This window comes from Parvibaculum sp. (assembly GCF_019635935.1).
In the GTDB taxonomy this organism is placed as follows: domain Bacteria; phylum Pseudomonadota; class Alphaproteobacteria; order Parvibaculales; family Parvibaculaceae; genus Parvibaculum.
In genome coordinates this window covers 2,041,085-2,053,557 of sequence record NZ_JAHBYN010000001.1, presented here as the reverse complement: position 1 = coordinate 2,053,557, position 12,473 = coordinate 2,041,085, and the positions used below count along the sequence as shown (strand labels likewise).

Sequence of the window (12,473 nt, the reverse complement as noted above, 5' to 3'; positions counted from 1 at the left end):
GCCTTACTACCTTGAGCGGTGGCTTGCGTAAAGGAAGGCGGCCCGCGAATTGACGAGCGCGCCGGTGCTACCTAGATTTATCTTCCTCTTTCAATCACTTAAGGGCCGGGGACAGGGAAGCACATGGTAGCCGTCAAGGATCTCAACGAGCGCTCGCGCGAGATCCTGCGCCGTGTGGTCGAGAGCTATCTCGAAACCGGCGAGCCGGTGGGCTCGCGCATCCTGTCGCGCCAGCTCCCGATCTCGCTTTCGGCGGCCTCGATCCGCAATGTGATGTCGGACCTCGAGGCGCTGGGGCTGATCTTTTCGCCGCATACCAGCGCCGGGCGGCTGCCGACCGAGGCCGGGCTTCGGATGTTCGTCGACGGGCTGCTCGAAATCGGCGACCTCTCGGACGAGGAGCGCCAGTCGATCGAGCGCCAGGTGGTGGGCTCGCACAAGAATGTCGAGGATGTGCTGGACGAGGCCTCGAAGCTGCTTTCGGGCCTCTCCCATGCGGCCGGCTTCGTCGTCGCGCCGACCTATGACGCGGCGCTGAAACATCTCGAATTCGTGCCCATCGACAATGAGCGCGCGCTGGTCGTCATCGTCACCGAGGGCGGCGCGGTCGAGAACCGCGTCATCGAAATCCCGAAGGGGCTGACGCCGTCGGCGCTGGCGGAGGCCACCAACTATCTCAACGCGCAATTGCGCGGCAAGACGCTGGACGAGGCGAAGGCGCATCTGGCGCGCGAAATGGAAACGCGCAAGGCCGAACTCAACGAACTGACCGCCAAGGTGATCGAGGCGGGGCTTGCGACCTGGTCGGGCACGAATGGCGGCGGCAACGATCCGCTCGGCAAATCGCTGATCGTGCGCGGACGCTCGCGGCTGCTTGAGGATGTGCATGCGATGGAGGATCTCGAGCGCATCCGCCTCCTCTTCGACGATCTCGAGAACAAGCGCGATCTGGTGCAGCTGCTCGGGCTTGCCGAACAGGCCGACGGGGTGCGCATCTTCATCGGTTCGGAGAACAAGCTCTTCTCGCTGTCGGGCTCGTCGCTGATCGTCAGTCCCTATATGGACGCCCAGCAGCATGTGGTGGGTGTGCTCGGCGTGATCGGGCCGACGCGGCTCAATTATGCGCGGGTGATCCCGATGGTCGACTACACGGCCAAGCTGGTCGGCCGGCTGATCAATTAGGGCAGGGCGCGTGAGACATGCTGCCGGGTTGACATATCGGTCCCCGGCGCGCAAATGCACTCGCCGGAAGAGCCGATAAACGACGTGGACGCGAGACGAAGCCCCATGAGCGACGAAAACAGCAAACCCGACACCGGAACGCCCGAAACGGCCGCGAAACTGGCCGAAACGCTGGCGGCCGAGCCCGCCCGGCAAGGCGAGGCGGCCGATGCCGCGGCGCCCGAAACCGTCGAGGCCGCGCCGGATGCGGCAGCGCTTCAGGCCGAGATCGCCGATCTGAAAGACCGGCTGCTCCGGGTCGCGGCCGAAATGGAAAACACCCGCAAGCGCGCCGAGCGCGACAAGGCGGATGCGTCGCGCTATGCGGCGGCCAATTTCGCCCGCGACATGCTGCAGGTGTCCGACAATCTGCGGCGCGCCGTCGCGACGCTGAAGGACGACGAGCGCGAAGGCGCCGCCGAAAGCGTCAAGGCGATGATCGAAGGCGTCGAGATGACCGAGCGGCAATTGCTGTCGATCTTCGAGCGCCACGGGATTCGCGAAATCACCCCGCAGCCGGGCGAGCGCTTCGATCCGAACCTGCATGAGGCGATGTTCGAGGTGCCGGGCACCGAACATCCGGCCGGCGCGGTCGTGCATGTGCTCGAAGGCGGCTATCTGATCGGCGAGCGGCTGCTGCGCGCCGCGCGGGTCGGCGTCGCGAAGTCGGAGGGCGCCGAGAAAGGCGCCAATGTCGACACGACGGCCTGAAAAAGCGAAGCTCCATCCTTATCGCATGCCTTGAAACCGGGCCTGCGCGAGTCCATAGTTATAACGCTGTTATAGACTGGGCGGAGGAGGAGACTGAATATGCTCGAACTTTGGGCGGCGGCGGCATTTTTTCTCGGAATACATCTCGTGATCGCGGGCTCGGGCCTCAGGGGCCGGATTGTCGGCGTCATCGGCGAGCGGCCTTATCTCGGCGTTTTCTCGCTGGCCTCGATTGGCGGCATTGTCTGGCTCGCCATGTCCTACAACGCGGCCGTTTCCGGCCCCAACCCGCTTCACTGGGCGCCACCGCTCTGGGCCTTGCATCTGTCGCCGCTCGTCATGCTGATCGCCACGCTGTTCGCGGTCATCGGCGTCACGACGCCCAATCCGACCGCGGCCGGCGCCGAAGGGCTGGCGGCCGACCCGGAGACGGTCAAGGGCATGCTGCGGATCACGCGGCATCCGTTTTTGTGGGGCGCAACGATCTGGGCGTCCTGGCATGTGCTGATCAATGGCGACCAGGCGTCGATCATTTTCTTCGGCACCTTCGCGGTGCTGGCCCTACTCGGCACTTTCTCGATCGACGACAAGCGCGAGAAGAAGCTGGGCGAAGGCTGGCGCGATTTCGCGTCGAAGACCTCCAACCCGCCTTTCCTGGCGATTATCGCCGGGCGCAACACATTGAAGCTCGGCGAACTTGGCTGGTGGCGAATCCTCGCCGCGCTCATCGTGTTCGGGGCCTTGTTTTACGGGCACTTATGGGCTTTCGGCGTTTCGCCGGTGCCGGGCTGGTATCCCTACTGACGAAACTCACGCCGGTTTCGTCACGCGCCTCAATGTCAGATTGATGCGGCCGCCGCCGGGGATCAGTTGCGAGGAGCCGGAAATCACACGGTCGACGCCGTGAAAGCGCAGGCGCGACGGGCCGCCCATCACCAGCACGTCGCCAGAGGAGAGTCTGAAGCTTTTCGATTTGTCGCCGCGGGCGAATCCGCCGACGCGAAAAACGCATGTGTCGCCGAGCGACAGCGAGACGACCGGCGCGTCGAGCGCCGCTTCGTCCTCGTCGCGGTGCAGACCCATGCGGGCTCGCGGCTCCTCGTAGAGATTGACCAGGCAGCATTCGGGCGGGGCCGGATAAGCCGCGACCTCCTGCCAAAGCGCCAGTAGGGCCTCGGGTATGGCCGGCCAGGGGGCGTTGTTAACCTCGTCGCGCGCCGCATAGCCATAGCCCTGCGGCTGCGAGACCCAGCCGAGCGCGCCGAAATTGGTCTGGCGGATCGACCAGGGCTTGCCGGTGCGCGGCATCTTCGGGCGATAGGGCGGGGCGCGCTCGAAGGCCTGTACAAGCTCGATGGCGAGTGCCTTTTGCGCCGCCGCGTCCAGATGGCGCGGATAGAGCGTCAGGCCTTCAAATTCGGTTTCGACCGGTTTCATGGGCGCAGTCTAGCGGCAAAAATCCGGCCTCGACTTTTGGCATTATGAGTGTCATATTGTTGCCCGACCGGGCGGCGGGCCGCCCGGCACCAATCGAAGCGGAGGGGGTGCGCGATGATCAGGACGATCGGGATTTTGCTGACGGCGGCGATGCTTTCGGGCTGCGCGGCGGTTGCCATGCAGGGTGCGACGCGGGCGAGCGACAATGCCCGCATTCTCGCGAACGAAGATGCGGCGGCGGCGGGAGACGTCGCGGCGCAGATGAAAATGGGCGACAGCCATTGCTGCACCATCGCAGGCTCCGCCGGCGTTCTCGACAACCAGAAGGCGACCGAGTGGTACTGCAAGGCCGCGAAGGCCGGCGATCCGCGCGCCAAATATGAGCTCGGCCGCATCTATTCGGGCGATCTCGTGCGCGGCATGAACGCGCCCGCCAAGGCCGCCGCCATGCTGACGACGCAGCGCGAGAACAAGCCGCTGGCGCTGATGTGGTTCAACCTCGCAGCCGAAGCCGGATATGACGGCGCTGCGAAGAAGGCCGCGCAGCTTGGCGCGGAAATGACCGGGCCCGAGCGGTTGCAGGCGAATTTGCGGCAACAGGACTGGGAAGCCCAGGCCTGCGAATGGAACGCGGTCTATCCGGACAATCAGCTCTAGGGTTCCGAATAGATCGAGTGCTGACGGACGGCGGGTGGGGTACGCGCCGTCCGTTTTGCGTTTTGCCGCCACCGGACGATCCGGGTTCCAAAAGAGAATGCGCTGCGGCACTCCCTGAGTCCCGAAAGCCTCACTTCCTGTGGCCATATTGCCGCATCAACGCTTGCGGGGCGTGAAACCCAAACCTATATACAGCGCAACCGTTTCAACCCCCGGACCCCGGGGGCTTTGAGGGCCCGCCCTTGGGGAGCCCTTGCGCCCGCCGGGACGGACAACCCCTTTTCAGGGGGCCGGTTTCGACCGGGAGCGCCCGCACGGGCGCATCCGGAAGTTCCAAGCGGGCGCCAGATGTGGCCCGCCCGGCCCGCCGCAACGTGAGGACTACAGACAATGGCTAAAGTCATCGGTATCGACCTCGGCACAACCAATTCCTGCGTCGCCGTGATGGAAGGCAAGACCGCCAAGGTGATCGAGAACGCCGAAGGCGCGCGCACCACGCCCTCCATGGTCGCCTTTACCGCCGACGGCGAGCGCCTGGTCGGACAATCCGCCAAACGGCAAGCCGTCACCAACCCCTCGAACACGCTCTTTGCCATCAAGCGCCTGATCGGCCGCTCCTACGAAGATCCCACCACCCAGAAAGACAAGGGCATGGTGCCCTACGACATCGTCAAGGCGCCGAACGGCGACGCCTGGGTGGAAGCGCATAGCGAAAAATATTCGCCCTCGCAGATTTCCGCTTTCATCCTGCAGAAGATGAAAGAGACGGCCGAGAACTATCTCGGCGAAAAAGTCGAGAAGGCCGTCATCACCGTTCCCGCCTATTTCAACGACGCCCAGCGCCAGGCGACGAAAGACGCCGGCAAGATCGCCGGGCTTGAAGTGCTGCGCATCATCAACGAGCCGACGGCCGCCGCGCTCGCCTACGGTCTCGACAAGAAGGATGGCGAGCTGATCGCCGTCTACGACCTTGGCGGCGGCACCTTCGACGTCTCGATCCTCGAAATCGGCGACGGCGTTTTCGAAGTGAAGTCGACCAATGGCGACACGTTCCTCGGCGGCGAGGATTTCGACATGCGTCTCGTCAATTATCTCGCCGACGAATTCAAGAAAGAGAACGGCATCGATCTGCGCGGCGACAAGCTGGCGCTGCAGCGGCTGAAGGAAGCGGCCGAGAAAGCCAAGATCGAGCTTTCCTCGGCGACGCAGACCGAAGTCAACCTGCCCTTCATTACCGCCGACGCTTCCGGTCCGAAGCATCTCACCATGAAGATCACGCGCGCCAAGCTCGAAGCGCTTGTCGAGGATCTGATCCAGCGCACGATCGACCCTTGCAAGGCGGCGCTGAAGGACGCCGGCATCACGGCCGGACAGATCAACGAGATCGTGCTGGTCGGCGGCCAGTCGCGCATGCCGAAAATCCGCGAGGCGGTCAAACAGTTCTTCGGCAAAGAGCCGAACATGTCGGTCAACCCGGATGAAGTGGTCGCCATGGGCGCCGCGATCCAGGCGGGCGTGCTGCAGGGCGACGTCAAGGACGTGCTGCTGCTCGACGTGACGCCGCTGTCGCTCGGTATCGAAACGCTGGGCGGCGTCTTCACGCGCCTCATCGACCGCAACACGACGATCCCGACCAAGAAGGCGCAGGTCTTCTCGACCGCGGAAGACAATCAGTCGGCGGTGACGATCCGCGTCTTCCAGGGCGAGCGCGAAATGGCGGCCGACAACAAGCTGCTCGGCCAGTTCGATCTCGTCGGCATCCCGTCGGCGCCGCGCGGCGTGCCGCAGATCGAGGTTGCCTTCGACATCGACGCCAACGGCATCGTCAATGTGTCGGCCAAGGACAAGGCGACCAACAAGGAACAGACGATCCGCATCGAAGCGTCGGGCGGGCTTTCGGAAGCCGACATCGAGAAGATGGTCAAGGACGCCGAGGCGCATGCGGAAGAAGACAAGAAGCGGCGCGAGGAAGCGGAAACCCGCAATCACGGCGAGGCGCTTGCCAACTCGACCGAGAAGATGCTGGCCGAGAATGCCGACAAGGTGCCGGCCGATGTGAAGGCCGAGGTCGAGGCGGCGCTCGAAGCCCTGAAGACCGCGCTGAAAGAGGGCGACACCGCCGACATCAAGGCGAAGACCGACGCGCTGACGCAGGTCTCGATGAAACTCGGCGAAGCGCTCTACAAGGCCGCGCAGGCCGAAGCGCAGTCGGACGAGGCGGCGGGCGGCGACGCCGATGGCCGCGACGAGAATGTCGTCGATGCCGACTTCGAGGAAGTCGACGACGACAAGAAAGACCAGGGCAAGTCCGCCTGATCCGGGGCCTCGAAATGACGCCCTCATTCTCCACACAAAATGCCGGACGGGCGCGCGCGAGCGCGCCCGCGACGGCGGCCCTGCGGTTACGGTGATTCCCGATGTCGAAACGCGATTTTTACGACGTGCTGGGGGTTGGCCGCGATGCGAGCGCGGACGAGCTGAAGAAAGCTTATCGCAATCTCGCCAAGAAGCTTCATCCCGACCAGAACCAGGGCGACAAGGAAGCCGAGAAGCGCTTCAAGGAACTCAACGAGGCCTATGACGCGCTGAAGGACGAACAGAGCCGCGCGGCTTACGACCAGTTCGGTCATGCGGCTTTCGACGGCGGGATGGGCGGCATGGGGGCGGGCGCGCGCGGCGGTGCGCGCGGCTTTGCCGGCGGCGCGTCGATGTCCGACATTTTCGACGATCTGTTCGGCGAGTTCATGGGCGGGCGGCGCGGTCCGCGCGGCGGCGACGGCCGGACGCGCGGTCACGACCTGCGCTACAACATGGAAATCGATCTCGAGGAAGCCTTCGAGGGCAAGAAGGCGCAGGTGCGTGTGCCCTCTTCAGTCGCCTGCGAGACCTGCAAGGGATCGGGCGCGGCGCCGGGTTCGAGCCCCGTCACCTGCACGACCTGCCAGGGTCACGGCAAGGTGCGCGCCTCCCAAGGCTTCTTCACCATCGAACGCACCTGCCCGACCTGTCACGGGCGCGGCCAGACCATCGACAAGCCCTGCACCGATTGTCACGGGCAGGGCCGCGTCGAGAAGGAACGCACGCTGTCGGTCAACATTCCGGCCGGCGTCGAGGACGGCACGCGGATCCGCCTTGCCGGCGAGGGCGAGGCCGGGATGCGCGGCGGGCCGGCGGGCGACCTCTACATCTTCCTTTCGGTCAAACCGCACCGGCTCTTCGAGCGCGACGGCGCCGATCTCTTCTGCCGCGTGCCGATTTCGATGGTCACCGCCTCGCTTGGCGGCGAGATCGAGGTGCCGACGCTGGGCGGCAAAAAGGTGAAAGTGAAAGTGCCGGAAGGCGCGCAGACCGGTCGCCAGTTCCGCCTCAAGGGCAAAGGCATGCCGGTCGTCAATTCGCGCGAGACGGGCGATCTTTATATCCAGATCACGGTCGAGACGCCGGTCCATCTCAGCAAGAAGCAAAAAGACCTGCTGAAGGAGTTCGAGACCGCATCGAGCGACAGCAACAACCCGGAAAGCTCCGGTTTCTTCGCCAAGGTCAAGGAGTTCTGGGACGGCTTCCAGAACTGAGGCTTTGCGCTATCCTTCAAGGGCTCCGCCGACATCCCGGCGGGGCCTTTTTCGTGGGCGGTCGGCGCATGCAAAATTACGTCCTGCCGGTGGTGCTGCTCGTCGCCTCCAACATCTTCATGACCTTTGCCTGGTACTGGCACCTCAAATTCAAGCATCTGCCGATATTGACGGTGGTGCTGGTGAGCTGGAGCATCGCACTCATCGAATACATGCTTGCCGTCCCCGCCAACCGGATCGGTTATGGCGTCTATACCGCGCATCAGCTGAAGACCATGCAGGAAGTCATCACGCTGACGGTTTTCATCGGCTTTTCGGCCTTTTATCTCGGACAAGGGCCGACCTGGAACACGCTGATCGGCTTTTCGCTGATCGCGCTCGGGGCTTATTTCGTCTTTCGGGGCTGATGGCGGGCTGCTATAGAGCCCCGAACGCTTTGGGATGATCGACATGGCGGCAGACATCAAGATCGCGGTGACGGGGGCGGGCGGCCGGATGGGCCGAACGCTGATCCGGCTCATCGACGAGACGGCGGGGCTCGCGCTTGCCGGCGGCATCGAGGCCGAGGGGTCCGCCCATCTCGGCGCCGATCTCGGCACGCTGGCCGGCCTCGCGCCGCTCGGCCTTGCCGCGACGGCCGACGCGCTTTCCGTCATCAAGGATGCCGATGCGCTGGTCGATTTCTCGGTGCCCGCGGCGAGCGTCGAATTCGCGGCGCTGACGGCGCAGGCGCGGATCGTCCATGTGATCGGCACGACCGGCTTCACGGCGGCCGACGAGGAACGGATCGCGGCGGCGGCCCGGCATGCGACCGTGGTCAAGGCCGGCAATATGAGCCTCGGGGTCAATCTGCTGGCCGCATTGGTGCGGCAGGCGGCGCGCGCGCTCGACACCTCGTGGGACATCGAGATCGTCGAAATGCATCATCGCCACAAGGTCGATGCGCCGTCGGGCACGGCGCTGCTGCTCGGGCAGGCGGCGGCCGAGGGGCGCGGCATTTCGCTCAAGGACAATTCCGAGCGCGGACGCGACGGGCAGACCGGCGCGCGCACGGAAGGCGCGATCGGCTTTGCCTCGCTTCGCGGCGGCTCCGTCGTCGGCGATCATCAGGTGATCCTTGCCGGCGAACATGAGCGGATCGTGCTCGGCCACATTGCCGAGGATCGCGGCATCTTCGCGCGCGGCGCGCTGAAGGCGGCGGTCTGGGGACAGGGCAAGGGGCCCGGGCTTTTCAGCATGGCCGACGTGCTCGGCATCGAATAATCCGTCTACAGATAAATACGGGAGCGCGACTTGTCGAACCTGCTTGTGCTTGTCCGCCACGGACAAAGCGAATGGAACAAGAAAAACCTCTTCACCGGCTGGCGCGATCCGGGCCTGACCGAACAGGGGATTGCCGAGGCGCGCGAGGCGGGCCAGGCGATGAAGGCGCGCGGCCTCGTCTTCGATGTCGCTTTCACCTCGGCGCTTAGCCGCGCGCAAGAGACCAACCGCATCATGCTTGAGGAACTCGGGCAGGCGAATATCGAGATCGTCGAGGATCAGGCGCTCAACGAACGCGACTATGGCGACCTGTCGGGCCTCAACAAGGACGATGCGCGCGAGAAATGGGGCGAGGAACAGGTGCATATCTGGCGCCGCTCCTACGACGTGCCACCGCCCGGCGGCGAAAGCCTGAAGATGACGGCCGAGCGGGTGCTGCCCTACTATGAAAAGGTTATCCGCCCGCGCGTGCTGAAGGGCAAGCGGGTGCTGGTCGCCGCGCATGGCAACTCACTTCGCGCGCTCGTGATGCTGCTCGACAAGCTGACGCAAGAACAGGTGCTGGCGCTCAACATCGCGACCGGCGCGCCGATCGTTTATGAGCTGGACGACAAGGGCGATGTGCTGAAGAAGGAAATGCTGATCGAGCGCGAAGCGCATTAGGCCGGACGGGCGGTCCTTTGCTCGACAAGCGCCGCCTCGAGCGCGCGGGCGAAATCCTTGCGTTCGGGCGCCGACAGGAAAGACGCGACCTCGAGCGTCCGGCCGTGGCTCAGCAGATGAAGATGGGTCGACTTGTCGGGATTTTCCTTCAGCGCCAGACGCACCCAATAGGGCTGGAAGCTGAAGGCGCGGGCGCGGCCTTTGGCATCGACGCGGCGGACGCGCAATTCCCCGTCCGACAACTGCACCGTTTCATGGGCCCGCGCCGCGCGGTAGTTGGCGCGAAACGCCCACCAGACCAGCAGCACCTCAAGGCCGCAAAAGCCGAGCACCGGCCAGGCGCCTTTGGCCATGAAGAACGCGCCGGCGGTGAAATTGACCGTCGCAACGATGCCGATGACGATGAAAAAGCCCTTGCGCGACAGCGAGCGGTGCGGCGTCAGCAGCGCGTTGAAATAGAGCGGCGGCGCGAGCGGCGCGGCCGGGGCATCGGCGGTCTGGACGGTGGCGGCGGTCATGGGCAAAGGCTAGATCGCGGCGGCGGCGCACGCAATGCGGCCTTGCGGCGCGGGTGCGTTATGGCCAAAGTCACGGGCACCATGCCGATGAAGAAGCCCGAGATCGAAGAATTTTTCCGCCGCCTTTCGGCCGCCCTGCCGGCGCCGGAGACGGAGCTCAAATATATCAACACCTACACGCTGCTGGTGGCCGTGGTGCTGTCGGCGCAGGCGACCGATGTGGGCGTCAACAAGGCGACCGAGAAGCTCTTCAAGATCGCCGACACGCCGCAGAAAATGCTGAAGCTCGGCGAGGCGGGACTGACGCAGCACATCAGGACCATCGGGCTATACCGCAACAAGGCCAAGAACGTCATCGCGCTGTCGCGGCTGCTGATCGAGCGTCATGGCGGCGAAGTGCCGCGCGACCGCGAAGCGCTGCAGGCGCTGCCGGGCGTCGGCCGCAAGACTGCCAATGTGGTGCTCAACGTCGCCTTCGGCGAACCGACCATCGCGGTCGACACGCATATCTTCCGCGTCTCGAACCGGACCGGCCTTGCGCCCGGCAAGGACGTGCTGGCGGTCGAGCTGAAGCTCGAAAAGGCCGTGCCGGCGAAATACCGCCTGCATGCGCATCACTGGCTGATCCTGCATGGGCGCTATGTCTGCAAGGCGCGCAAGCCCGATTGCCCAGCCTGCGCCGTTGCCGATCTCTGCCAGTTCAAGGCGAAGACGACCGCCGCCTGACATTCACGACATCGGCGTGTTGCGCCGGGCCATCACCGCCGCGAGACAAGCCGATTTGTCGGCCGCGCCGCCTTCGAGCTTGCGGGCATCGACATGACGCGCGCCGAGCGCACCGGACGGGGTCTTGTAGAAATAGACGAAGAGGCTGCAATCGCCGCCGGCATATTGCCAGACCTCGGCCTCTGGTTCGCTGCGCCGGAAATCCGGTGCGCCGAGGCGCGCGGAAATCGCCGACGGCGCCGCGCCGACAAGGCTTGCCGGCGTCAACCCGCCCGGCGGCAGTGCCGCCATGACGCCGCCTCGCGCATCGATGCCGGTGCCGGGCGCCGTTTCGCAGGCGGCAAGCAGCAACGGCAGCAGCACGATCAGAACGCGCCTCATGCAAAGCCCTCCGGGTTGGCGATCTTCTTGTAGGTGTGGACCATCAGGATGGTGCCGAAGAGCGGCGCGAAAAGATTGAGCACGGGCACGGTGGCAAAGAAGGCGACGGCGACGCCGGCGGCGAACACCCGGCCGCGATGCTTGCGGCGAAATGCCGTTGCGGCGGCAGGATCCATGTGCCGCAGCGCCACCAGCTCGAAATATTCGCGGCCGAGCAGGTAGCCATTGACGACCCAGAACAGGAAAATGTTGACGATCGGGATCAGATAGAAAGGCAGCACCAGAATGTTGACCGCGATCAGCACGGCGGTGAAACGCAGCGCGATGACAAGCGACTGCCAGAAGGGCTGGTCGCTACCCGGCGGATCGGACGGATAGGCGGTCTCTTCAGTGCGCGCGGCAACGTTTTCGAGGAAGAGGCCGGCGACCAGCGACACCGCCGGATGCACCAGCGGGATCAGCACGATGACGGCGAGGAAGCGCGCGGCGATGGCGACGACCGTATCGATCCAGCCGATGCCGAATTCCGGCAGCGCGGCGAGCGACCATTGCAGGCCGGCGCCCAACAGCGCCAGCACCAGCAGCGTCAGCCCCAGCGACAGCCACATGACGCGGCGGTAGGGGGCGGAAAAGGTTTCCCGCAAGGCGCGAGCGGCATCCGACAGCATGGCGCGTCAATTTCCTTCGTATCGCCGTTGCGGCTGAATAGAATGATCCGGCGCCCGACAGAATGCCCGCTCGAACAGGGCCGGTCGAGGTGCAATATGATTTTGCCGCGACGCCAAGCCGGAGGATACCGTCATGCAACAGAAGCTCTTGCCGCCGCGTCTGTTTCTGCTTTGTCTCATTTCGATGATTGCCATTCACCTCACCTTCTCTCCGCCGCCCATCTGGGGCAGCGCGGTGCAGACTATTGCCGGAATCGCCATCGCGCTGGGCTTTCTTGCGATCACCGTTCTGGGCGCCCGGCAGTTCGATCGGGCACGAACCAACATCAACACCTTCTACAAGCCGGACACGCTTGTGACGACGGGGCTTTTCCGCTTCACGCGCAATCCGATGTATGTCGGCTTTTCCGGCGCGCTGTTCGGCGCGGCAATCGCGCTCAATTGCCTGACCGGTCTTCTGATTGCCATTGCCTTCGTCGTCGTCGCCGACCGCTGGTATATCCGCTACGAGGAAAGAATGATGGCCGACACATTCGGTCCGGCCTATGCGGATTACCGCGCGAAGACGCGGCGCTGGCTCTGACCGGCGGCTGAATCCGGGGCGGGCCCGCGGTTTTGGACATATGGGGCAGGTTCCCTATACTCCGACCCCGAAC

Annotated in this window: 15 protein-coding genes; 11 read left to right on the top strand and 4 right to left on the bottom strand. The window is 64.7% G+C overall.

Annotated features, from left to right (window positions below):
• Positions 1-123 precede the first annotated feature (123 nt).
• The 3 genes from hrcA (at position 124) to KF719_RS10270 (ending at position 2,736) form a co-directional block, all read left to right on the top strand.
• The gene (hrcA, locus tag KF719_RS10280) at positions 124-1,182 is read left to right on the top strand and encodes a heat-inducible transcriptional repressor HrcA (RefSeq protein WP_293508626.1); all 1,059 of its coding nucleotides are present in this window, start codon (positions 124-126) and stop codon (positions 1,180-1,182) included.
• 105 nt (positions 1,183-1,287) lie between these two features.
• A complete protein-coding gene (grpE, locus tag KF719_RS10275) occupies positions 1,288-1,932 on the top strand; it encodes a nucleotide exchange factor GrpE (RefSeq protein ID WP_293508625.1) in 645 nt (214 codons plus the stop codon).
• A gap of 99 nt (positions 1,933-2,031) precedes the next feature.
• Positions 2,032-2,736, top strand: a complete 705-nt coding sequence (locus tag KF719_RS10270) for an NnrU family protein (RefSeq protein ID WP_293508624.1) — start codon at positions 2,032-2,034, stop codon at positions 2,734-2,736.
• Between the two features lie 6 nt (positions 2,737-2,742).
• On the opposite strand, the gene KF719_RS10265 is transcribed toward KF719_RS10270, so the two are convergent.
• Positions 2,743-3,369 carry an alpha-ketoglutarate-dependent dioxygenase AlkB gene (locus KF719_RS10265; RefSeq protein WP_293508623.1) on the bottom strand — a complete coding sequence of 209 codons (627 nt, stop codon included), beginning with the start codon at positions 3,367-3,369 and terminating at the stop codon, positions 2,743-2,745.
• Positions 3,370-3,483: 114 nt separating this feature from the next.
• Here KF719_RS10265 and KF719_RS10260 point away from each other — a divergent pair, with 114 nt between their 5' ends.
• The 6 genes from KF719_RS10260 (at position 3,484) to KF719_RS10235 (ending at position 9,524) form a co-directional block, all read left to right on the top strand.
• On the top strand, positions 3,484-4,026 hold the full coding sequence (locus KF719_RS10260) for a hypothetical protein (RefSeq protein ID WP_293508622.1): 543 nt from the start codon (positions 3,484-3,486) through the stop codon (positions 4,024-4,026).
• A 390-nt stretch (positions 4,027-4,416) separates the two neighbouring features.
• Complete coding sequence (gene dnaK / locus KF719_RS10255; RefSeq protein WP_293508621.1) at positions 4,417-6,342, top strand: molecular chaperone DnaK; 1,926 nt, start codon at positions 4,417-4,419, stop codon at positions 6,340-6,342.
• 101 nt (positions 6,343-6,443) lie between these two features.
• Entirely contained in the window at positions 6,444-7,598 is a 1,155-nt protein-coding gene (dnaJ, locus tag KF719_RS10250; protein WP_293508620.1) for a molecular chaperone DnaJ, read from the top strand.
• Between the two features lie 68 nt (positions 7,599-7,666).
• On the top strand, positions 7,667-8,005 hold the full coding sequence (locus tag KF719_RS10245) for a DMT family protein (RefSeq protein WP_293508619.1): 339 nt from the start codon (positions 7,667-7,669) through the stop codon (positions 8,003-8,005).
• A gap of 43 nt (positions 8,006-8,048) precedes the next feature.
• Entirely contained in the window at positions 8,049-8,861 is an 813-nt protein-coding gene (gene dapB / locus KF719_RS10240) for a 4-hydroxy-tetrahydrodipicolinate reductase (RefSeq protein ID WP_293508618.1), read from the top strand.
• Positions 8,862-8,891: 30 nt separating this feature from the next.
• The gene (locus KF719_RS10235; RefSeq protein ID WP_293508617.1) at positions 8,892-9,524 is read left to right on the top strand and encodes a 2,3-bisphosphoglycerate-dependent phosphoglycerate mutase; all 633 of its coding nucleotides are present in this window, start codon (positions 8,892-8,894) and stop codon (positions 9,522-9,524) included.
• On the opposite strand, the gene KF719_RS10230 is transcribed toward KF719_RS10235, so the two are convergent.
• On the bottom strand, positions 9,521-10,042 hold the full coding sequence (locus tag KF719_RS10230) for a DUF2244 domain-containing protein (RefSeq protein WP_293508616.1): 522 nt from the start codon (positions 10,040-10,042) through the stop codon (positions 9,521-9,523). The two genes, KF719_RS10235 and KF719_RS10230, sit on opposite strands and share 4 nt — an antisense overlap.
• An 81-nt stretch (positions 10,043-10,123) precedes the next feature.
• On the opposite strand from KF719_RS10230, the gene nth reads away from it, so the two are divergent.
• Positions 10,124-10,768 carry an endonuclease III gene (gene nth, locus KF719_RS10225; protein ID WP_293510631.1) on the top strand — a complete coding sequence of 215 codons (645 nt, stop codon included), beginning with the start codon at positions 10,124-10,126 and terminating at the stop codon, positions 10,766-10,768.
• A 3-nt stretch (positions 10,769-10,771) separates the two neighbouring features.
• Here the strand turns inward: nth and KF719_RS10220 are convergent, their stop codons facing one another.
• Together KF719_RS10220 and KF719_RS10215 are read right to left on the bottom strand one after the other, a co-directional pair.
• Positions 10,772-11,149 (bottom strand): hypothetical protein, encoded by a 378-nt coding sequence (locus tag KF719_RS10220; RefSeq protein WP_293508615.1) that lies wholly within the window; start codon positions 11,147-11,149, stop codon positions 10,772-10,774.
• A complete protein-coding gene (locus KF719_RS10215; protein ID WP_293508614.1) occupies positions 11,146-11,817 on the bottom strand; it encodes an EI24 domain-containing protein in 672 nt (223 codons plus the stop codon). Before KF719_RS10215 ends, KF719_RS10220 begins: the two co-directional genes overlap by 4 nt.
• A 133-nt stretch (positions 11,818-11,950) precedes the next feature.
• Here KF719_RS10215 and KF719_RS10210 point away from each other — a divergent pair, with 133 nt between their 5' ends.
• Positions 11,951-12,400, top strand: a complete 450-nt coding sequence (locus tag KF719_RS10210; RefSeq protein WP_293508613.1) for an isoprenylcysteine carboxylmethyltransferase family protein — start codon at positions 11,951-11,953, stop codon at positions 12,398-12,400.
• Positions 12,401-12,473 lie beyond the last annotated feature (73 nt).

Bases quoted from the DNA above. Each gene is read 5' to 3' on its own strand.
- hrcA (WP_293508626.1), top strand. From the start codon at position 124: ATGGTAGCCGTCAAGGATCTCAACGAGCGCTCGCGCGAGATCCTGCGC.
- grpE (WP_293508625.1), top strand. From the start codon at position 1,288: ATGAGCGACGAAAACAGCAAACCCGACACCGGAACGCCCGAAACGGCC.
- KF719_RS10270 (WP_293508624.1), top strand. From the start codon at position 2,032: ATGCTCGAACTTTGGGCGGCGGCGGCATTTTTTCTCGGAATACATCTC.
- KF719_RS10265 (WP_293508623.1), bottom strand. From the start codon at position 3,369: ATGAAACCGGTCGAAACCGAATTTGAAGGCCTGACGCTCTATCCGCGC.
- KF719_RS10260 (WP_293508622.1), top strand. From the start codon at position 3,484: ATGATCAGGACGATCGGGATTTTGCTGACGGCGGCGATGCTTTCGGGC.
- dnaK (WP_293508621.1), top strand. From the start codon at position 4,417: ATGGCTAAAGTCATCGGTATCGACCTCGGCACAACCAATTCCTGCGTC.
- dnaJ (WP_293508620.1), top strand. From the start codon at position 6,444: ATGTCGAAACGCGATTTTTACGACGTGCTGGGGGTTGGCCGCGATGCG.
- KF719_RS10245 (WP_293508619.1), top strand. From the start codon at position 7,667: ATGCAAAATTACGTCCTGCCGGTGGTGCTGCTCGTCGCCTCCAACATC.
- dapB (WP_293508618.1), top strand. From the start codon at position 8,049: ATGGCGGCAGACATCAAGATCGCGGTGACGGGGGCGGGCGGCCGGATG.
- KF719_RS10230 (WP_293508616.1), bottom strand. From the start codon at position 10,042: ATGACCGCCGCCACCGTCCAGACCGCCGATGCCCCGGCCGCGCCGCTC.
- nth (WP_293510631.1), top strand. From the start codon at position 10,124: ATGCCGATGAAGAAGCCCGAGATCGAAGAATTTTTCCGCCGCCTTTCG.
- KF719_RS10220 (WP_293508615.1), bottom strand. From the start codon at position 11,149: ATGAGGCGCGTTCTGATCGTGCTGCTGCCGTTGCTGCTTGCCGCCTGC.
- KF719_RS10215 (WP_293508614.1), bottom strand. From the start codon at position 11,817: ATGCTGTCGGATGCCGCTCGCGCCTTGCGGGAAACCTTTTCCGCCCCC.
- KF719_RS10210 (WP_293508613.1), top strand. From the start codon at position 11,951: ATGCAACAGAAGCTCTTGCCGCCGCGTCTGTTTCTGCTTTGTCTCATT.